At 42.4% G+C, this 19,994-nt stretch carries 19 protein-coding genes and 1 pseudogene; 10 read left to right on the forward strand and 10 right to left on the reverse strand.

Annotation, left to right across the window (positions count from 1 at the left end; translation table 11 throughout):
• Positions 1-172: 172 nt before the first annotated feature.
• The gene (locus BLP80_RS04660) at positions 173-412 is read right to left on the reverse strand and encodes a hypothetical protein (protein WP_090540636.1); all 240 of its coding nucleotides are present in this window, start codon (positions 410-412) and stop codon (positions 173-175) included.
• A 105-nt stretch (positions 413-517) separates the two neighbouring features.
• On the opposite strand from BLP80_RS04660, the pseudogene BLP80_RS04665 reads away from it, so the two are divergent.
• From BLP80_RS04665 to BLP80_RS16140, 3 genes and pseudogenes are all read left to right on the forward strand, one after another.
• Positions 518-1,315, forward strand: a pseudogene (locus BLP80_RS04665) (DEAD/DEAH box helicase); the annotation flags it as partial.
• On the forward strand, positions 1,308-1,733 hold the full coding sequence (locus BLP80_RS16135) for a hypothetical protein (protein WP_256324956.1): 426 nt from the start codon (positions 1,308-1,310) through the stop codon (positions 1,731-1,733). The pseudogene BLP80_RS04665 and the gene BLP80_RS16135, both read left to right, overlap by 8 nt.
• A 61-nt stretch (positions 1,734-1,794) precedes the next feature.
• Positions 1,795-2,502, forward strand: a complete 708-nt coding sequence (locus tag BLP80_RS16140; RefSeq protein ID WP_256324957.1) for a GIY-YIG nuclease family protein — start codon at positions 1,795-1,797, stop codon at positions 2,500-2,502.
• Between the two features lie 282 nt (positions 2,503-2,784).
• Here BLP80_RS16140 and BLP80_RS04680 read toward each other — a convergent pair whose 3' ends face one another.
• The 7 genes from BLP80_RS04680 to BLP80_RS04710 all read right to left on the reverse strand — a co-directional run bounded on the left by BLP80_RS04680 (position 2,785) and on the right by BLP80_RS04710 (position 10,542).
• Positions 2,785-4,008, reverse strand: a complete 1,224-nt coding sequence (locus tag BLP80_RS04680; protein WP_090540638.1) for an ABC transporter permease — start codon at positions 4,006-4,008, stop codon at positions 2,785-2,787.
• Between the two features lie 38 nt (positions 4,009-4,046).
• The gene (locus tag BLP80_RS04685; RefSeq protein WP_090540640.1) at positions 4,047-4,781 is read right to left on the reverse strand and encodes an ABC transporter ATP-binding protein; all 735 of its coding nucleotides are present in this window, start codon (positions 4,779-4,781) and stop codon (positions 4,047-4,049) included.
• Positions 4,781-5,938, reverse strand: a complete 1,158-nt coding sequence (locus tag BLP80_RS04690) for an efflux RND transporter periplasmic adaptor subunit (RefSeq protein WP_090540642.1) — start codon at positions 5,936-5,938, stop codon at positions 4,781-4,783. The genes BLP80_RS04685 and BLP80_RS04690 overlap by 1 nt, the downstream gene beginning before the upstream one ends.
• A 95-nt stretch (positions 5,939-6,033) precedes the next feature.
• A complete protein-coding gene (locus BLP80_RS04695) occupies positions 6,034-7,569 on the reverse strand; it encodes a M48 family metalloprotease (protein ID WP_371128808.1) in 1,536 nt (511 codons plus the stop codon).
• Positions 7,570-7,899: 330 nt separating this feature from the next.
• The gene (locus BLP80_RS04700; RefSeq protein ID WP_090540646.1) at positions 7,900-9,276 is read right to left on the reverse strand and encodes a phosphomannomutase/phosphoglucomutase; all 1,377 of its coding nucleotides are present in this window, start codon (positions 9,274-9,276) and stop codon (positions 7,900-7,902) included.
• 120 nt (positions 9,277-9,396) lie between these two features.
• Positions 9,397-9,600 carry a zinc-finger domain-containing protein gene (locus BLP80_RS04705; protein WP_090540648.1) on the reverse strand — a complete coding sequence of 68 codons (204 nt, stop codon included), beginning with the start codon at positions 9,598-9,600 and terminating at the stop codon, positions 9,397-9,399.
• Between the two features lie 21 nt (positions 9,601-9,621).
• Entirely contained in the window at positions 9,622-10,542 is a 921-nt protein-coding gene (locus tag BLP80_RS04710) for a branched-chain amino acid transaminase (protein WP_090540650.1), read from the reverse strand.
• A 361-nt stretch (positions 10,543-10,903) separates the two neighbouring features.
• Here BLP80_RS04710 and BLP80_RS04715 point away from each other — a divergent pair, with 361 nt between their 5' ends.
• Entirely contained in the window at positions 10,904-11,422 is a 519-nt protein-coding gene (locus BLP80_RS04715) for a retropepsin-like aspartic protease family protein (RefSeq protein WP_256203604.1), read from the forward strand.
• A 90-nt stretch (positions 11,423-11,512) separates the two neighbouring features.
• Positions 11,513-12,763 (forward strand): NADP-dependent isocitrate dehydrogenase, encoded by a 1,251-nt coding sequence (gene icd, locus BLP80_RS04720; protein ID WP_090540652.1) that lies wholly within the window; start codon positions 11,513-11,515, stop codon positions 12,761-12,763.
• A 150-nt stretch (positions 12,764-12,913) separates the two neighbouring features.
• Here the strand turns inward: icd and BLP80_RS04725 are convergent, their stop codons facing one another.
• Positions 12,914-13,117, reverse strand: coding sequence for a cold-shock protein (locus BLP80_RS04725; RefSeq protein ID WP_011112285.1), 204 nt, complete (start codon positions 13,115-13,117; stop codon positions 12,914-12,916).
• Between the two features lie 297 nt (positions 13,118-13,414).
• Between BLP80_RS04725 and clpS the strand changes: the two genes are divergently transcribed.
• The 5 genes from clpS (at position 13,415) to ribD (ending at position 19,441) form a co-directional block, all read left to right on the forward strand.
• Complete coding sequence (gene clpS, locus BLP80_RS04730) at positions 13,415-13,723, forward strand: ATP-dependent Clp protease adapter ClpS (protein WP_090540655.1); 309 nt, start codon at positions 13,415-13,417, stop codon at positions 13,721-13,723.
• Position 13,724: 1 nt separating this feature from the next.
• Complete coding sequence (clpA, locus tag BLP80_RS04735; protein WP_090540659.1) at positions 13,725-15,989, forward strand: ATP-dependent Clp protease ATP-binding subunit ClpA; 2,265 nt, start codon at positions 13,725-13,727, stop codon at positions 15,987-15,989.
• Between the two features lie 416 nt (positions 15,990-16,405).
• Complete coding sequence (gene glyA, locus BLP80_RS04740) at positions 16,406-17,656, forward strand: serine hydroxymethyltransferase (RefSeq protein WP_090540661.1); 1,251 nt, start codon at positions 16,406-16,408, stop codon at positions 17,654-17,656.
• Between the two features lie 114 nt (positions 17,657-17,770).
• On the forward strand, positions 17,771-18,226 hold the full coding sequence (nrdR, locus tag BLP80_RS04745) for a transcriptional regulator NrdR (protein ID WP_090540663.1): 456 nt from the start codon (positions 17,771-17,773) through the stop codon (positions 18,224-18,226).
• A gap of 87 nt (positions 18,227-18,313) precedes the next feature.
• Positions 18,314-19,441, forward strand: a complete 1,128-nt coding sequence (gene ribD, locus BLP80_RS04750) for a bifunctional diaminohydroxyphosphoribosylaminopyrimidine deaminase/5-amino-6-(5-phosphoribosylamino)uracil reductase RibD (RefSeq protein WP_371128809.1) — start codon at positions 18,314-18,316, stop codon at positions 19,439-19,441.
• On the opposite strand, the gene BLP80_RS04755 is transcribed toward ribD, so the two are convergent.
• On the reverse strand, positions 19,438-19,977 hold the full coding sequence (locus BLP80_RS04755; RefSeq protein WP_090540665.1) for a response regulator transcription factor: 540 nt from the start codon (positions 19,975-19,977) through the stop codon (positions 19,438-19,440). The two genes, ribD and BLP80_RS04755, sit on opposite strands and share 4 nt — an antisense overlap.
• Positions 19,978-19,994: the final 17 nt, after the last annotated feature.

The following is a 19,994-nucleotide window of genomic DNA, read 5'->3' on the forward strand; positions in this document are numbered from 1 at the left end:
GATTGACGAATCCGCGCGGCAACGATCCGCCGATTGATACGAGAAAGACCCGCCAGTCCTTTGCCAGCACCCGTGCGGCGCAACCAGTCGCCCACCGCATCTGTGCTCGGCAGCACACCCAGTTTCAGTAAATTGGATAATGCAGAGTCGCTCTTGAGGGTGCGCATATCCTTCAGCGACCGGCCACCACCATTGAGCATTGAGCATTGAGCATGAGCACCAGTGGGGTTACATAGGCCGTCGCCTCATAGCTGTGTCCGCTTCCAGGCTTTGGCATCTCTTGCAGTAACCACCGCTTAAATCCTAGACCATGGACAAATTCGCCAAATAGCACTAATCCAGCGTTCGCTGTTAATATCTCGTCCGTTGCCTCTATCTTGAACGGAAGCACCATTTGTGCCAAAGCCCTCATTGCCCTACCTCCTTTTATCACCCCATAGGTGAAAGCTTCGACAGCCTTAATTCTACCGGATCGCTTGTGTGGTAGGACATTCCGTTACTTTTCAATCCTTGAATCGCGGATCTTGGGATGGAACAGGTACTTGCTCCTAAGTTCAATTTCACGCCCAAGAACAGCCAAAGCGTTCCAGTAGATGGCTTCGACTACGGTGAAGGCGGTTACGATCCTAAAAAAGAGAATGTTGGCTTTAACCAACAGACCGGACAGTTTCAGATAGAGATTAAAGGGTTGGTGAAGCCAAAGAGTAAAGAAGCTACGCGCATTTGCCAAGAAGATTTGAACGAGGTCATTGCAGCATTTGTGCAGGATAAAATATCGTTGGAACGGGGCTTATTTGATTCCGAGATGGTGCCAGAGGAATTCACGCAAGTGCGTATAGGTAAAATTATTAAAGATAAATACCCGGAACTGGATGAAAATGATCAAGAAGCTGTGCGTCAGCACGCGATTGCTGCCTTGAACCTTACTCAGCAGGCAAAGAAAATCCTCAATTCCGCTGGCGATGCATTGAAAGCTGGCAATGCCGCTCTGATTGACGGGGTTCGCAAGTTTGCGATGGATGTGCATGATCTTGATATTGATTTGATTGATCGTATCAACCCTTTTGGTGAAGCCTATGCAATCCTGGCCAAGGCCATGAATGAAGATAGTCTGAAGCAGGTGGCATTGGTGATTGCCGGTAAGAAAGTGAATCTCACCATTGAGGAAGCACGCGAACTGGCCCAGCGTGCACTGAAATTCAAGCAAGAGCGCGGAAGGCTTCCATCGCTGACATCACAAGACCCATGGAAAAAACGAATGGCCGAGAGTATTGCCTTTCTGGCACGAATGAAAGCGGAGGCAGCAAATGGCTAAAGTAAGTTTTACAGATGAAGATGATGCGCTTCTCGCTGAGCTTGGTGTTGAGGTGGAGGTTAAAAATACGGGAAGCCGCACGCCACGCGAAGAACGCATCATTGCCGGTTTTGAAGATATTGAATGGTTCTATGAACAGCTTGGTCGAGCACCCGCACACGGCGAGGATCGCGATATATTCGAACGGCTGTATGCGGTAAGACTCGATAAAATCCGTGCTTCCGAAGAATGCCGGGCCGTTCTAGCGGATAAAGATAAACATGGCCTCCTTACCGGTGAACCGACCGCTGTTGTGAGTGATTTGGATAATCTGGACGATGATGTGTTGCTGTCTGAGTTAGGTGTTTTGGATACAGGTGAAAATGACATCACTAAGTTAACGTATATAACAATCCCGCGCAGAAATCAAAGCTGCTGAAGAGATCGCCAAACGTAATTCATGCCTGGATTTTGATAAATTCAAGCCATTATTTGTCAAGGTGCAAGAAGAATTGGCGTCCGGTATTCGCCTAACCCGTAAATTCAAAGACGATGCGCAGATCAGACAAGGGGATTTCTTCATCCTCGGCGGCCAGAAAGTCTATGTTGCAGAAATGAGTGTTGAATTCATTGCAGAGTATGGACGATCAGACCGTAGGCTGCGTGTGATATACGACAATGGTACCGAAAGCGATATTTTAATGAGATCACTGCAACGGGCACTAAACAAAGATGAAGCCAGCCGCAGGATTACCGATCCTTCTCCCGGCCCGCTATTTTCCGATGAAATTGAAGAGGGAGATATGGAAGTTGGCACAATTTATGTGCTCCGCAGCAAATCTGATCATCCTTTAATTAAGGAACACCGCGATGTTATTCATAAAATCGGTGTGACCAGCGGTAGTATTGAAAAACGCATTATCAATGCCAAGCTAGATCCCACTTTCCTCATGGCTGATGTTGAGATTGTGGCTACCTATGGACTTTCGAACATCAATCGCACGAAGCTGGAGAACCTGATTCACAGGTTTTTTGAACCAGCAAAACTTGATATTGAAATTATGGATAGATTTGGGAATCCTATAGTGCCGCGCGAATGGTTCTTAGTTCCTCTGTTTATTATTGATGAATCAATTGAGAAAATCAGAGGTGGGCCAATTGTGAATTATAGATACGTGGATTCAAATACTGGAAAAATAATAGGATGAACAGAATTGAAATCAGTCTCTTGCGGCAGCTTTATTAACTGAATTCCTAAATTGTCACTGGTACATCAATAGGATTTGAAATCGCCAGATTATTGGCAGGTCTCAGCTAACGATCCCAAAGTTTTTCGCTCCTGGTTACTGTACCACAACCGATATTTATTCTTGATGTGCTCCCAGCGTTTGCCATACTCGCACCAGTAGCCTTTTCGTGGCGGCAACCATTGACACTTGTCTGGGCTATCTATCTAGGACAGAAGAATTTTCACACAATATCGGGTAATTTTATTCATAGCGTAAGGCTTCTACTGGTTTTAATGAGGCTGCTTTTTTGGCAGGATAGAAGCCGAAAGATATGCCGATGACAGATACAAAAGTAAAAGCTAAGCCAATCATACCGAGTGTAATGACGACTGGCATGTCTGCAATCTGACTTATCGTCCATGCTCCGCTGATTCCCAGCACTACACCCGTTAATCCACCTAAAATACAAATCATTAAAGCTTCTAGTAAAAATTGTGTAAGAATTGCACGCCGACTGGCGCCTATGGCCATGCGAATCCCAATTTCTCGAGTACGTTCTGTAACTGATACCAGCATGATATTCATGATCCCGATGCCACCAACCAGCAATGAGATCGAGGCAATGGCTCCTAGCATCCATGCCATTATTTTGGCAGTAGTGCTTGCAACGGCTGCTAGTGCTGTCAGGTTACGGACGGTAAAATCATTTTCCATCCTGTCAGAAAGACGGTGGCGTTGGCGGAGCAGGCGAGTAATTTCCATTTCTGCTTCTTCCATCATATCCGCTGATTTTCCTTGGACCATCATATAGTTGATCGATCCAGGAAATTGATTGCCAAGAATTTGACGTTGGGCAGTGGTGAGGGGGATAAATACATTGTCATCCTGATCGCGTCCGCTAAGACTTTGACCCTTGACTGCAAGAACACCGACTACCAGAAATGGTCTATTGGCGATACGAAGCGTTTTTCCAGTGGGATCTTCTTTCCCAAATAGATTCTCAGCAGTTATCTTTCCCAGGACAGCAAGGCGTGTAGCAGAGCGTAAGTCTGCTTCAGAAAATATCGAACCATCCTCTATTTCCCAATTACCGACAGAGAAATAATCAGGAGTGACACCTGTTATCGTTGTGCTCCAGTTATTAGCGCCATAACTAAACTGGGCAATTCCGGAGACAACAGGTGCAGTCGCTTCAACTGAGGGTAATTCTGCAACGGCTTGCGCATCACCTGCAGTCAATGTTTTTACGCTGCCACTCCCAAACCGTAGTCCCCCTGAGGAGGTTGCACCCGGCACCACGAGCAATAGGTGACTTCCCATAGAAGTTATTGTGCTACTAATATGGGCTTGAGCGCCTTGACCGATTGATAGCATTAATACCACAGCTGCAACACCAATGATCATACCGAGCATAGTCAGTCCAGTGCGTAGGCGATTGAGTCGCAGGGCGCGAAAGGCTTCATCGATAATGATCAGCAGATTCATGATTAAGTTGTAATTTTATTATTATGAGATGACATAAATTAAAGAGGGCCTTTGTTTTTATCTTGGATGATGCGGCCATCTTTTAATCGAATCGTGCGGTTGGCATAGGAGGCGATATCATCTTCATGAGTTACCAGGATAATCGTTATGCCCTGACCGCCATTAAGTTGTTTGAATAATGTCATGATTTCATGGCTGGTTTGTGTATCAAGATTGCCAGTTGGTTCATCAGCCAGAATAAGCTGGGGTTGATTAACCAATGCCCGGCTGATTGCGACTCGCTGTTGCTGTCCTCCAGAAAGTTGATTAGGATAATGTAGCGTAAATTGCCCCAGGCCTGTTTGTTGTAATAATGTCAGCGCATGTTCACGGCTTTCGTTGCGGCTCATACCGGCATACAGTAATGGTATCGCCACATTATCCAAGGCTGTCATGCGCTTAAGCAAATTAAAACCCTGAAATACGAAGCCTATGCCGTGATTTCGTACGCGTGCCAGTTCATCATTAGATAGATATGCTACATTGCGGCCAGCTAACCAATAATTGCCACTCGTAGGTGTATCAAGACAACCCAGAATATTCATTAAAGTAGATTTACCTGAGCCAGATTGCCCCATAATGGCAATGAATTCTCCAGAATAAATTTCAAGGTTGATATCAAATAGCACCTGATGGAAAACCGGCTGATTTGCATGGCGATCTAGGCGATAAGCCTTGCACAAATCTTCCACTCGAATCAATGGTTGATTTGGAATGTTGTCTATGCCCGGCATTAGAACATCCTGAATCTAAAATTGCTCGTAGATGATTCATTTTGTTTTTTACTTGCAGTATCACTGATAATCAACTCATCCCCTTCTTTTAGATCACCTGAAATCATTTCAGTGAAATTTCCATCTGTGATCCCGGTGACAACATTTATCGGTATGGCTGCCTTGTTTCCAAGGCGGTAGAGGAGGGACTGGTGGGATTGTCTGGCAGAGGATCTGATGGATACAGATATTTCGTTACTTGGCTTATAACGAAGCGCTGCATTAGGTATCCGAAGGACAGCGCTTTTTTGGCTGACGATGAAACGAACATTCGCTGTCATGCCCGGTAATAGAGTTCCGTCGTCATTGATGACAGTTGCAACCACGTTGTAGGTAACTACATTTTCCTGGATAGTAGGATTCATGCGTATTTGTTTAACAAAAGCAGTGAATTCTCGTTCCTTAAATGCATCTACCGTAAAAGAGAGTTCCTGATCAGCGTGTATCTGACCAATATCGGCCTCGGCAACGCTGATATTAATTTGCATTTGCCGTAAATCACGGGCGATCTGGAACAAGGTGGGTGTCTGGAAACTAGCCGCAACAGTTTGACCAACATTCACATCGCGTGCGACGACTATCCCGGAAATCGGTGACCGGATAACACTGTAATTCAGATTAGCGCGATCACGTTCAACATTAGCTTTGCTGATAGCTACCTGAGCATGTGCAATATCCAGTTGTTGTTCGATTTCATCCAGAGCTTCATTGGAAATGAATCCTTTTTGTAAAAGGATACGACTACGAGTAACCTTACTGGTCACATTTTTTAAAGTTGCCTGGGCGCTCTTAAAATTAGCCTCAGATTGTTGTAATTGCGCTTTGAGAAGCGCTGGATCAAGTTCAGCTAATATTTGACTTGTTTTTACCTGATCATTGAAGTCCACATATATTTTGGAGACGGTACCTGACACTTGCGTCCCTACATTGACAAGCTCAAGTGGGGTCAGCGTTCCATTTGCCGAAATAATTTGAGCAATGTCTCCACGATCAACTATTCTGGTTCGATACTCTTCTTTTTCAGATGCTAGTTTTTGATTGGTATATCCATAAATTGCCCCAAATACCAGAATGATTAGCAAAATAATCGATTTATTTTTGAGATTAAGGCGTGACATCTGGAGGTGGACCAAGTCTTATTTAAACATGAAGTTATTAAGGTGCCATCATTTAGATGACTGATTTTAAGTATTACAGCAGGGTTTAACTGAAATCACTGCTTTTTCTCACTAGCAGCAACAAATTCCTTGAGCTGTCTCAGGCGTGCTTCTATACTGGACAATTGATAAAAATTACCATTATCTTTACGTAAAGCAATCTCTAGCTGCTCTATTGCAGCGCGATATTTTCCTTCTTGGACATAGACCTCTGCCTGAGCACGATGTTGGAGCATGTGGTTCCCAAGCGCAGAGTGACATTGTGCTTCCAGCCGATAAAGATTGATGTCATCGTGAATAATTTGTGACTGTTTATTGATGAATTCAAGAGCAGCCTTCGCATTTTGGTGGTTTAGTAAGGCTGTTATATAATCGTAAATCAGTGCACGGTGTTGGGGGTATGTATTTAATGCAGTTTGGTAAATTTTAAATGCATCTTGAATTTGTTTGTTGGCCAGTTTAACTCGTGCGGCAAGTGCTTCGATCATAGCACCTGATTGTAAATATTCGCTCTCAACCAAGACGGGGTTGCCCAAACTGTGATTCTTGAGTAGGCTGATAGAATGATCAGATTGCATTACTCGGTATAGTTCGTTTAATTCCTTATCTGCACGTTTGTACTGCTTATCGCGCAATAGCGCATAAGTTAGGCCATAGCGCTCCGCAATTTCATTGGCGTAACGTTTATCTTGTAGGCGTGAATCAAATTCCATTACTCTATCTGTAGAGTTTCCCTGGAGGGCTTTTAGCTTAGCTCGAACTAGGTGGAAATCGATGCTGTCAGGAACTTGGCGATAAGATAATTCTCGTGTGCGATTCTCAATATCTGCTATGCGCTCATAAGTAAGCGGGTGCGTTCTCAGATAAGAGGGGGCTCCATTTTCATAATATCGCCCAGCATTTTGTAAACGCTCAAAGAAGGCTGACATTCCATGAGGATCGAATCCTGCTTTATTCAAAATATTAAAACCGATTCGATCCGCTTCCTTTTCATGTTTACGTGTAAAGTTCAGCTGGGATTGAATGGCGCCGGCTTGTGCAGTCGCAAGCACTGCTTGTCCTGCTTGAGGATTCGAACGAGACGCGAGAATAGCTAAAGCAAGTGCAGCGATGGAAGCGAAAAGGCCAATATATTGCGGTCCAGAAAGCATTCTTGCCAGATGTTTCTGAGTGACGTGAGCAATTTCATGCGCCATAACCCCCGCTAATTCAGATTCACTTTGTGCGGCAATGATCAGACCGCTGTTGAATCCCATAAATCCGCCCGGTAAAGCAAATGCATTGATGGAAGGATCCTGCAGGGCAAAGAACTCAAATGATTGATCGGGTTTTGCTTCATTTGATGATGAAATGAGCCTATTACCTAAATTATTGAGGTAACCTGCTATTTCAGCATCATTCAGATAACTGGGATCTGCGCGAATTTGGCGCATAATCTGCAAACCGATCTGTCGTTCTTGGTGGGTTGTAATTGTGGCTTGTGATATATCGCCAAGATCTGGAAGTTCGTTTGCGAAAATATTTGCAGGAAATAGTAATGATAATACGATAATCGAGTAGTAAAGTTTCATGCCAATTTGATGATTGTTCACAAATCAAGTTCCCCTATTATGTAGTAACGTATGATTGTTCAGGGGAAAATGATTTCCTTTAGTTGCACCTGGGTTATAGCATGATTTACCAGTCTGATCGGTTGGGTTGGAGGACAATCTAAAGAATTATCCTTGCTGTATGATTGAAATAGGAACAGCTTCTCTGGTGAGTGAATGTAATGACAAATGGTTTTACTGGTAGCTTGTAAAAAAATTCTACTCAGGCATCAGCTTAAGAGCTGCTACATTTTTATTTGAAATTACCAGCAGCCACTACCTTTTGTGGTAGTAATTTGCAGTAGGTATATCACAATACGCCTAATCAGATTCTTAGAAAGGTAATATAGCGTCTGGTTTGAACTGCAGGATGATATTACGAAAGTCTTGTTGTATGCGTTGCAGTGCTATCGTATCATCTGCTTCAAAGCGTAAAACTACGACAGGGGTTGTATTCGATGCGCGTATCAGACCGAATCCATCCTTGTATTCGACCCTTAATCCATCAGTGGTGATCACTCGTTCTGGGTTATCGAAGTGTGCATTTTTCTGAAGCTGTTTTATCAATGCGTGATTTTCGCCTTCTTTTAGTTTGATTTGTAATTCTGATGTATTAAGAGCATCTGGGAGAGCATGCAATGTAGCATTAATGTCATCTTGATTGCTTAATAACTCTAATAATCGTGCTGCGGCATAAAGGGCATCGTCAAAGCCATACCAGCGTTCCTTGAAGAAGATGTGGCCGCTCATTTCTCCTGCTAATAGCGCACCTGTTTCTTTCAGTTTGCCTTTAATGAATGAATGCCCGGTTTTCCACATGACCGGCTTACCGCCATGTTGCTCGATCCATGTAGCTAAATTGCGCGTGCATTTAACATCGAAGATAATTTGCCCTCCTGGGTTTCTGGTCAATATATCGGCAGCAAATAACATCAGCTGGCGATCGGGATAAATAATACTCCCATCTTTGGTTACCAGGCCAAGTCGATCGCCATCACCATCGAAGGCAAAACCAATTTCTGCATCAGTAGTTTTTAGAGCATAAATGACGTCCTGCAGATTCTTGGGTACTGATGGATCAGGGTGGTGATTGGGAAATGTTCCATCGACTTCACAAAATAGTTCGATCACTTCACAGCCCATATTCCGATAGAGTGTTGGCGCAAAAGCTCCAGTTACCCCATTACCGCAATCGACAACGATCTTTATTGGGCGAGTCAATTTGACATCGCTGATAATACGCTGGAAATAGGTTGGAGTAATAACGTGTGTTTTGTAATTACCCTCGCCATACATCAGGTTGTTGTTTTCTATGCGAATACGTAATGCCTGAATTGTCTCAGCTGCTAACGTTTCGCCACCCAAAACTATTTTCAGGCCATTGTAATCCGGTGGGTTATGACTACCTGTGATCATTACGCCAGTATAGTTGCATAGCTGATGTGCTGCGAAATAAAGCATCGGTGTGGGTACCGCGCCTACATCTATGACTTGAAGACCACTTTTTTGCAATCCTTTTGTCAATGCTTGTGTCAGGGAAGGACTAGATAGTCTGCCATCCCGGCCTATCGCAATAGAATCGAGTTTGCGCTCACGCGCTTCAGAACCAATGGCGTGACCAATCTTTTCAGCTACGTCATTGGTTAGCACGGTGTCTACGATACCTCGGATATCGTACGCTTTAAAAATTTCGCGTGGAACTTTATTCATGACGTAATAACTTGATGGCTCGGGATATTTAAAAGCAGATCAGAATGAAATTATCTATTCGAATTGACCGCGCTCAGTATTTTAATTGTTAATTGATCAGAAATAGGCTTGTTGATTGATTCAATGATGTTCTGCTTTTGCGCCACCTTTCAAGATGTAACGCGTGCCACAATAAGGGCATAGTGCTTCACCGGTGGCTTCGATGGGTAAAAAAACACGTGGATGACTATTCCATAGGCGCATAGACGATATGGGGCAATGCAAAGGTAAATCGTCATCGGTGATTTCAATTTGTCGCTGATTGAGGGTGGTTGGGTTATTCATGAAATGCTCCATTAAACTAGGTCAAACATGGTGTAGCCAATCGGCATGATTGGTTGCTTTACCGTTGACACAATCGAAAAACAAAGCTTGTAGTCGCTGAGTAATTGGACCACGTTTACCATTGCCAATGATACGATTATCGAGTTCTCGAATAGGAGTGACCTCTGCCGCTGTTCCTGTAAAGAATGCTTCGTCCGCACAATAAACTTCATCTCTGGTAATGCGTTTTTCAATTACAGGAATATTTATTTCTTGTGCTAGCTCGATTACTGAACTGCGTGTGATGCCTTCAAGGCAAGAGGTCAAATCAGGTGTGTAAAGCTTACCTTGTTTGATGATAAAAATATTTTCTCCAGAGCCCTCAGCAACATACCCATCTACATCCAGGAGTAATGCTTCATGATAGCCATCCTGTGCAACTTCCTGGTGCGCTAAGATGGAATTGGTGTAGGTAGACACTGATTTCGCACGACACATATTAATGTTCACGTGATGGCGGCAAAATGAGGATGTTTTAACACGAATACCATTTTCTAAACTATCTGCTCCTAAATAGGTGCCCCATGGCCAGGCGGCAATTGCGACATGAACAGATAGATTTTTAGCAGATAATCCCATTGCTTCTGGGCCATAAAAAACGATAGGGCGAATATAACCCGATTCAAGATGATTCTGTTTAACTACTTCTTTTTGCGCTTGCATCAGTGTGGCTTTGTCAAAAGGTATAGCCATTCTGAAAATATGCGCTGAATTAAACAAGCGGTCAGTATGTTCAGTTAAACGGAAAATGGCCGGTCCCTTACTTGTTAGATAAGCACGTAAGCCTTCGAATATGCCCATTCCATAATGTAGCGTATGAGTAAGTACATGCGTGGTAGCATCTCGCCAAGGAACCATTTTTCCATCGTACCAGATTACACCATCGCGGTTTGCCATTGACATTAAAGGGCTCCCGATAAAAGTTCAAAAACTACATTCTAGCGTATTTTTTAGCAAGCTATGAAAGCTTGGGCTGATTAACTGGCATTTCTTACTTCATATAAGTCATTAAAACTCTATTTGATAAGTATTACAGATTTCATTATTAATTATGAATAAATCATCTAACTCAATTTTCATTATAGAAATCAAGGAGAATTCTGAAGAGACGAATACCTAAGTAAAAAAGAAAGTAATAGATTTTGATTTAAAATGTAATGTATCTGATGAGTGAGTACACAGGAAATTAATTAGGAATAGGGATCTGCTTATTTTTTATGGTTTTTTTGTTTAGCCGGACTATTTTCAGGAAGTACATGATTTAATGATGCGCAATTATATTCCTTGGGGCTATGTTACTGCGTTGGTGATCTGGGTAATCCTTTTTAGCATAGCCTATTTATTTTTTGAGAACTGGCTAGAACCCAAAATTGCTGTGATTCAAGATAATCGAGCGGGCAGTGAAGTTGTGATCTCTAGATCATGGGATGGACATTATTATGTTCGAGGAGAAATCAATGGTTATCCTGTCGATTTTATGGTAGATACAGGGGCAAGTATGGTTTCTATTAGCTATGATTTGGCGCGCGCTGCAAATTTACCAACTGGCAGGCCCGCAAGTTTCTCGACCGCTGGGGGTAAATTTATGGGTGAGATTGTATCGGGACAAGATATCAAGATAGGCGGTATTTTGGCAAAGGGGCTAAGTATAAGTGTAGGTATGCAAGGAGAAATGGGTTTGCTTGGGCAGAATTTCTTGCGCAGAGTGGAAGTTGTTCAGTCTGGGGACAGAATGGTACTGCGAGTTAGGATTAATCAGGCAAGGATTGGATTGAATGAATAGCAATTAAATGAGTATCTGTCATGAATTTACTCGACCATTCAAGGTTAAATTACAATATATTTTATAACTCACTAGTTTATTGGAGATTCTATGTTTCAACATATAAAAGTGCCCCCTAACGGCAAGAAGATTCTTGTCAATAGTGATCTCTCGTTAGTTATACCTGATCACCCAATTATTCCATTTATTGAGGGAGATGGGATAGGAATCGATATTACACCTGTGATGATAAAAGTTGTCGATGCGGCAATAAATAAAGCGTATGGCGATAAGCGCAAGATTTTCTGGATGGAGATCTATGCTGGAGAAAAATCAACCAAACTGTATGGTGAGAATGTTTGGTTGCCAGATGAGACATTACAGGCCGCAAGAGAATATGTGGTTTCTATCAAGGGCCCTTTGACAACACCGGTAAGCGGCGGAATCCGCTCTATTAATGTAGCACTACGCCAATTGCTTGATTTATATGTCTGCTTGCGTCCTGTTCGTTATTTCGAGGGTGTGCCTAGTCCGGTAAAAAATCCGGAGAAAGTCGATATGGTTATTTTTCGTGAGAATTCAGAAGATATTTACGCTGGGATAGAATGGGAAGCTGAATCTGCATCTGCGAAGAAAGTGATCGACTTCCTGGTAAAAGATATGCAAGTAAAAAGCATTCGCTTTCCTCAATCCTCTGGTATTGGTGTCAAGCCTGTATCAAAGGAAGGAACTGAGCGATTGGTGCGAAAAGCGATACAGTATGCGATCGACAATAAACGTACATCGGTAACCTTAGTGCATAAGGGTAACATTATGAAATTTACCGAAGGAGCTTTTAAAAATTGGGGTTATAACGTGGCTATGAAAGAATTCGGTGCTGAATTGCTAAATGAAGGGCCATGGATGAAATTACCCGAAGATAAGGGTGGGATTGTAATAAAAGACGTTATTGCCGATGCTTTTCTGCAGCAAATTTTATTGCGCCCTGCTGAGTATGATGTGATTGCTACGCTAAATTTAAACGGTGATTACATTTCCGATGCTCTAGCCGCGCAGGTTGGAGGCATTGGCATCGCGCCTGGAGCGAATTTAAGTGATTCAGTTGCGATATTTGAAGCGACGCATGGTACAGCTCCTAAATATGCTGGTAAAGATCAAGTTAATCCAGGGTCAATTATTCTTTCAGCCGAAATGATGTTAAGGCATATTGGCTGGAATGAGGCTGCTGATATGATTATTAAATCAATGGAGAGAACTATCAAAGATAAGATAGTAACTTATGATTTTGCGCGGCAAATGAAAGAAGCAACTGAGGTTACGTGCTCAAAATTTGGAGATGCAATTATAGAAAGAATGAGCTAGAAGAACGAAACAGTGAGTTGTATTCAAATATCTTTCTCCCATCGTCAACTTGAGGCTGGCGATGGGTATTTTCAACGATTAAAGTAAACAGCTAACTTCTATATTGCCAACTGCCTCTTTAAAAGGATAGTCCTTGTGTATTGCAATGTCTTAGGCAGACTGAATGTTTGATGCTTGCTTTCCTTTGGGCCCTTGAGTAACTTCAAAGCTCACTTTCTGGCCTTCCTTGAGAGTTTTAAAACCGGTCATATTGATTGCTGAGAAATGTGCAAATAAATCTTCGCTACCATCATCAGGTGTTATAAAACCAAACCCTTTGGAATCATTGAACCATTTTACTGTACCTGTTGCCATTTTTACTTCCTATAAAAAACTGGGCCGGAAACCCTAAAACTATTTGAATTTCAAGACCGCAAACGGCTCTAACCAGTACTGCAGAGAACTTGAAGCCAAACGCCAGTTGGTGTTTTACGCAAATTTTTGGCTTAAGTCAAGCCATCGTGTAAATTTTAAGATAGTTTTTTTGCTGTGAAGTAAAATGATTCGTTTAAGGCGCTTGAAAATTTTGTCGTAATCGTCAAATATGATAAAGAAGAAATAATTTGTTTTGTTGCTCGTGCTTTTCTTTTTTTAAATTATATTAGGTGAGTCATGGTAACAAAGAATCGTGAAAATGGAGTGCTAGAGGAAAGTAAAAGTAAGATTAAGTTACCCCCCTTATATAAAGTTATGTTATTAAATGATGATTTTACTCCTATGGATTTTGTAGTGATGGTGCTACAAACTTTTTTCTTTATGGATCAAGAAAAAGCAACTCAAATTATGCTTAAGATTCATACTGAAGGGATGGGTGTTTGTGGTATTTATCCCAGTGATATAGCAATGACCAAAGTTCAGCAGGTAAATGAATTTTCTAGACAAAACCAGCACCCATTAATGTGTGTTATGGAGAAAAGCTAACATGATCGCACAAGAATTAGAAGTAAGTTTACATATGGCATTTGTGGAATCACGACAGAAGCGTCATGAATTCATCACAATAGAACATTTACTGCTCGCCTTGCTTGATAATCCTAGTGCAGCAGAAGTGTTGATTGCTTGCGCGATTGATATTGAGGATTTGCGAGTTTTACTTCAGGATCATATTAACCGCCATACTCCTATTGTAAGTGGTAATGGAGAAGTAGACACTCAACCTACGCTCGGTTTTCAACGTGTGATTCAGCGCGCAATACTACATGTTCAATCATCCGGAAAAAAAGAAGTTACCGGTGCCAATGTTTTAGTAGCAATTTTTGGTGAAAAAGACTCTCACGCAGTGTATTTCCTACAGCAGAAGGGTGTAACACGATTAGATGTAGTGAACTATATTTCGCATAAGATCTGTAAAGCGTCACAGAATAATGACTCTAATAAGATTGAAGATGAAAATGATAGCGAGCAACAACAAAATTCTGGTAATTCGCTAGAGAGTTATACTATTAATCTTAACAATTTAGCAATTGCAAATCGAATTGATCCTCTGATTGGACGTGAGAGAGAGGTGGAGCGAGTCATACAAACGTTATGTCGTCGCAGAAAGAACAATCCATTGCTGGTGGGTGAGGCTGGTGTTGGTAAAACAGCTATTGCAGAGGGGTTGGCAAGGCGGATTACTGAAGGTGACGTGCCAGAAGTTCTGACACATCATCAGGTTTATGCTCTAGATATGGGTGCATTGTTAGCTGGCACGAAGTATCGGGGGGATTTTGAGCAGCGTTTCAAGGCAGTACTAAAACAGTTGGTTGATAATCCAAAAGCTATCCTATTTATAGATGAAATTCATACTTTGATCGGTGCAGGTGCCGCATCAGGTGGCACATTGGATGCTTCCAATTTACTAAAACCCATGCTAAGTGCCGGTCGCTTAAAGTGTATTGGAGCTACTACTTATAACGAATATAGAGGAATTTTCGAGAAAGACCATGCATTATCGCGGCGCTTCCAGAAGATTGAAGTTTCTGAGCCGAGTATTGATGAGACAGTGGCTATTCTGCGTGGCCTGAAATCTCGTTATGAAAAGCATCATAATGTCAAATATACTGCGGTAGCGTTAACAGCTGCTGCAGAATTGTCAGCTCGCTTCATTGGTGATCGGCATTTGCCGGACAAAGCAATTGATGTAATTGACGAAGCGGGTGCGGCACAACGTATTTTGCCAAAATCGAAACAGCGTAGAGTTATCGGTAAACATGAGATCGAAGATATTATTGCTAAGATCGCTCGGGTGCCTTCACAAAGTATTTCAAGTGATGATCGTAATAAACTGAAAACGCTCGACCGCGATTTGAAATCTATTGTTTTCGGGCAAGATGCAGCAGTTGATGCGCTTGCAGCGGCTATTAAGATGTCCAGAAGTGGCTTGGGAAATTCGCAAAAACCTATTGGCTCTTTCCTCTTTTCTGGTCCAACAGGGGTAGGGAAAACTGAGGTGGCGCGTCAACTTGCCTATACTCTGGGCGTGCCTTTGCATCGTTTTGATATGTCTGAGTATATGGAACGCCATGCGGTATCAAGGTTGATTGGAGCCCCTCCTGGGTATGTTGGTTTTGAGCAAGGAGGGCTACTGACTGAGACGATTATAAAGCAACCTCACTCAGTCTTGCTGCTTGATGAAATAGAGAAAGCGCATACAGATATATTCAATGTTCTATTGCAAGTAATGGATCATGGTACATTGACAGATAATAACGGGCGTAAGGCAGATTTCCGCAATGTGATTATCATTATGACGACAAACGCAGGGGCTGAGTCATTGACTAAATCCACTATTGGATTTGCCAAGTCTGTCAGAACAGGTGATGAAATGATTGAAATTAAACGCATGTTCACTCCTGAGTTTCGTAACCGATTAGATGCAATGATTTCTTTTGCACCATTGAGCAAAGAAATCATTCTGCGTGTTACTGATAAGTTCTTAATGCAATTGGAGGCACAATTACAGGAGAAAAAAGTAGAAGCTGCCTTTACTGATAATTTACGTAACTACCTAGCTGAACATGGATTTGATCCACTTATGGGTGCACGACCAATGGCACGTCTTATACAGGATACGATTCGTAGTGCTTTAGCAGATGAATTACTTTTTGGACGACTCTGCAATGGAGGGAAGGTGACAGTAGATATCAATAGTGATGGAAAGGTCATGCTTCAATTCAATGATAATGAGAGCAAAGTTCTTTGCTGAAGGATTTTCCTGGAAGATGTGTTAAATATTTCTGGAGAATAAATGTGACGCGGAACTGTTTCAGCTAAATTACTTGTTGTTAGAGAAATTACTGAGAGTCAACAGGAATCTCTTGTTGTAACAAAAGTCTGATGCAATATTACCGATAAAGATTATTTGGAGCTACACTGATTTTTATATAAGGTCTTAATTACATTTTTAATGTATTTGTTTGATGGTATTACAAATACTTTTTTGGTGTACTTAAGATCTTATGGTCTTCTTTCCTAGTAATTTTGCCTGATGACTAGAGTATTGCAGGTACCCTCAGTTTATGCTCATTACCTTTATGTAGTTTCACTTTGTATGCTGCTACCATTCTAAATGGTAGAATGCATAATTTAAATATCTAAATTTTCCAAAGAGTAAATGCTGTCATGTTTTCCTATAAAAAAACGATAGAAAGTGTCGATCCAGATTTGTGGCAAGCAATTAAAGGTGAGATGCAACGACAGGAAGATCATATTGAATTGATTGCTTCTGAGAACTATGCGAGTCCCGCAGTCCTCCAAGCACAAGGATCAGTTCTTACTAATAAATATGCAGAGGGCTATCCCGGCAAACGTTATTATGGTGGTTGTAAGTATGTCGATAAAGTGGAGCAACTTGCTATTGATCGTTTAAAAGCGTTATTTAATGCTGAATATGTCAATGTGCAGCCACATTCTGGTTCCCAGGCTAATGCGGCAGTATATTTATCTGCACTAAAACCTGGTGATACCCTTTTAGGGATGTCTCTTGCACATGGCGGGCATTTAACTCACGGCGCTTCAGTTAATCTGAGTGGTAAGATTTTCAATTCTGTGGCTTATGGACTTGACCCTGAAACTGAAGAAATTAATTACCATGAAGTGGAACGATTGGCGCATGAACATCGACCGAGAATGATTGTTGCTGGCGCTTCCTCTTATGCGCGAGTCATAAATTGGAAACATTTCCGTAAAATAGCAGACGAGGTCGGCGCCTATTTATTTGTAGATATGGCGCATTATGCAGGACTAATTGCTGCTGGCTTTTATCCCAATCCAGTAGGTGTTGCTGATTTTGTCACCAGTACTACCCATAAAACACTGCGCGGTCCACGAGGCGGCGTTATTATGGCCAAGCAGGAGTTTGAGAAAGCGCTTAATTCAGCAGTTTTTCCACAAACCCAGGGTGGCCCGCTCATGCACGTCATAGCAGCCAAGGCAGTGGCTTTTAAAGAGGCAGCTAGTAAGGAGTTCAGAGACTATCAGCAGCGAGTTATCGAGAATGCGCGAGTCATGGCAAAGGTGCTGCAAAATCGTGGCTTGCGCATCGTTTCTGGACACACTGATTGTCATATGTTCTTGGTGGATGTTCGCGCCAAAAATTTGACAGGCAGGGAGGCTGAAGAAGCCTTGGAAGCCGCTCATATAACTGTTAACAAGAATGCTATTCCAAACGATCCTCAGAAACCCTTTGTAACGAGTGGCATACGAATTGGCACGCCAGCAGTAACAACACGTGGTTTCAAAGAAATTGAATCTGAGCAATTGGCAAATTTAGTTGCGGATGTGTTGGACTCTCCGAATGATTCGGCGGTTCTGGCCCGCGTCGCTCAAGATGCGAAGATATTGTGTGCAAAATATCCAGTATATGTAAACTGATATGTTCGAGTAGTTATAGATCTATTGGACTGCTGCTTGATAATATCTATATAGATTTGTTTTGGGATAGTAAAAGAAGCTAATTTAGTTAACCAGGTTAGCTGGTGTTAAATAATGAGATGTCCTTTCTGTAACGCTGAAGATACCAGTGTAATTAATTCTCGCGTCAGTGAAGAGGGGGGGCGTGTTCGTCGACGGCGGCATTGTACAGCTTGTGGCAAGCGCTTCACTACCTATGAAACAGTAGAGCTACGTTTGCCGCAAGTAGTCAAGAAAAATGGTAATCGTGTAGAGTTCAATCGAAATAAGCTTCTCACAAGTTTCTTGCGTGCGCTGCATAAACGCCCCGTTCCAACTGAATATGTGGATGCAGCCATTGATCGTATTGTTCAGAAGCTGCTGAGTTTGGGAGTGCGGGAAATATCTTCGCGTAGTATTGGTGAGCTAGTCATGCAGGAGCTTTATAAGCTTGATAAGGTAGCTTATATACGTTTTGCATCTGTATACAAGAGTTTCAAGGATGTTGGCGACTTTCAGGAAGTAATCAGGGAAGTTCAGAATTTACCTTAAAACTAATCTTGAGAAATGCAAATTTAATTCTTCAAAGATCAAGCACGCTAGTGCTATTAAAGCAGCATACATATTCAGGGCCTGTTTGTGCTCGAAGATTCCCCAATTTTTTCATCAACTGATTACACCTTTATGTCTCAAGCATTAAAGCTTGCGGAAAAGGGTTTATATACAACGAGTCCAAATCCCCGTGTAGGTTGTGTCATTGTTAAAAATAATCGAGTAATAGGCAGTGGGTGGCATGAACGCGCCGGTCAGCCTCATGCTGAAATCAATGCGCTGAATTCTGCGGGCGTTGAAACAAAAAATGCTACTGTTTATGTGACATTGGAGCCGTGCAGTCATTATGGGCGTACTCCTCCTTGTGCCCAGGCTCTAATCAATGCGGGTGTGGCTAAGGTCATTATAGCAATGCTGGATCCTAATCCTTTGGTAGCGGGAAGTGGTGCAACAATGTTAAGGCAGGCGGGAATTATAGTGCAGGCCGGTTTGTTAGAGGAGCAAGCAAGGATGCTCAACATTGGCTTTATTTCTCGCATGATTCGCCATCGACCTTGGGTGAGATTGAAAATTGCTGCAAGTCTGGATGGAAAGACAGCGTTGGAGAATGGTGAGAGCCAATGGATTACCAGCGAAGCAGCCCGTTTGGACGGACATCGATTACGCGCTACTTCTTGTGCAATTTTAACAGGCATTGGTACAGTAAAGAAGGATGATCCGCAATTGACGGTTCGCTATATCGAGACATCTCGGCAACCATTGCGTGTCGTAATTGATAGCCGGCTCGAAATATCAGTCAATGCAAGGCTATTGCAGGATGAAAAGATATTGATTTTTTCAGCCCAGCGAGATGAAAGCAGAATAAAGTCTCTGGAAGAAAAGGGGGCGGATATAATCATTATGCCGGGTGCTGGCGGCAAAGTAGATCTGACTCAAATGATGGTTAAATTAACCGATTTTGAGATCAACGAAGTGCTTGTAGAGTCAGGGAGCACTTTAGGCGGTGCCATGGTGCAAGAAGGACTAGTCGATGAGCTAGTTATCTATCTTGCGCCTTATGTACTTGGTGATAAAGCACAGGGAATGCTGAGTTTACCAATGCTAACCACGCTATCCCATAAGCGTAAACTCGAAGTAACCGACCTTCGTGTGATTGGAGAAGACATTCGGGTAACCGCCAGATTTTCAAGTATGAATAGCATGACCAACCCCTAAACAGGCTTCTTGGCGAGCTTACGTTGCAGTGTTCTGCGGTGCATGTTTAAAATTCTTGCAGTAACTGAAATATTATTATTATTTTCAGCCAGGATACGATGAATATATTCCCATTCCAATCGTCCAACTGATAGTGGATGTGCGCTTATCGGGACGTCAATATCACCTGTGATACGTTCAAAAGCCGCCATGATGTCATTAACGTCGACTGGTTTGGCTAGATAATGCGTTGCACCAAGCTTGATTGCTTCGACTGCTGTAGCGATACTGGCATAACCAGTCAGCATGACGATACGAGTTCCAGGATCTAATTTTTTTATTTTATTAACGAGTATTAACCCCGACTCATCTGATAGTTTGAGATCAATAATCGCATATTCAGGCATTAGAGATTCAGATTTTTCCAAGGCGGATGCGATGGTGTGGGTGCAAGCGACATCAAATCCTCGTTTTGTCATTGCCTTGGCGAGTACATCGCAGAAAATGGGATCATCATCGACAATGAGTAAACTTGGATGTTCTATACATTCATTCATGAGAGATTCATCTTTTT

Origin of the sequence: Nitrosomonas sp. Nm132 (assembly GCF_900100485.1) — a bacterium.
Lineage (GTDB): Bacteria > Pseudomonadota > Gammaproteobacteria > Burkholderiales > Nitrosomonadaceae > Nitrosomonas.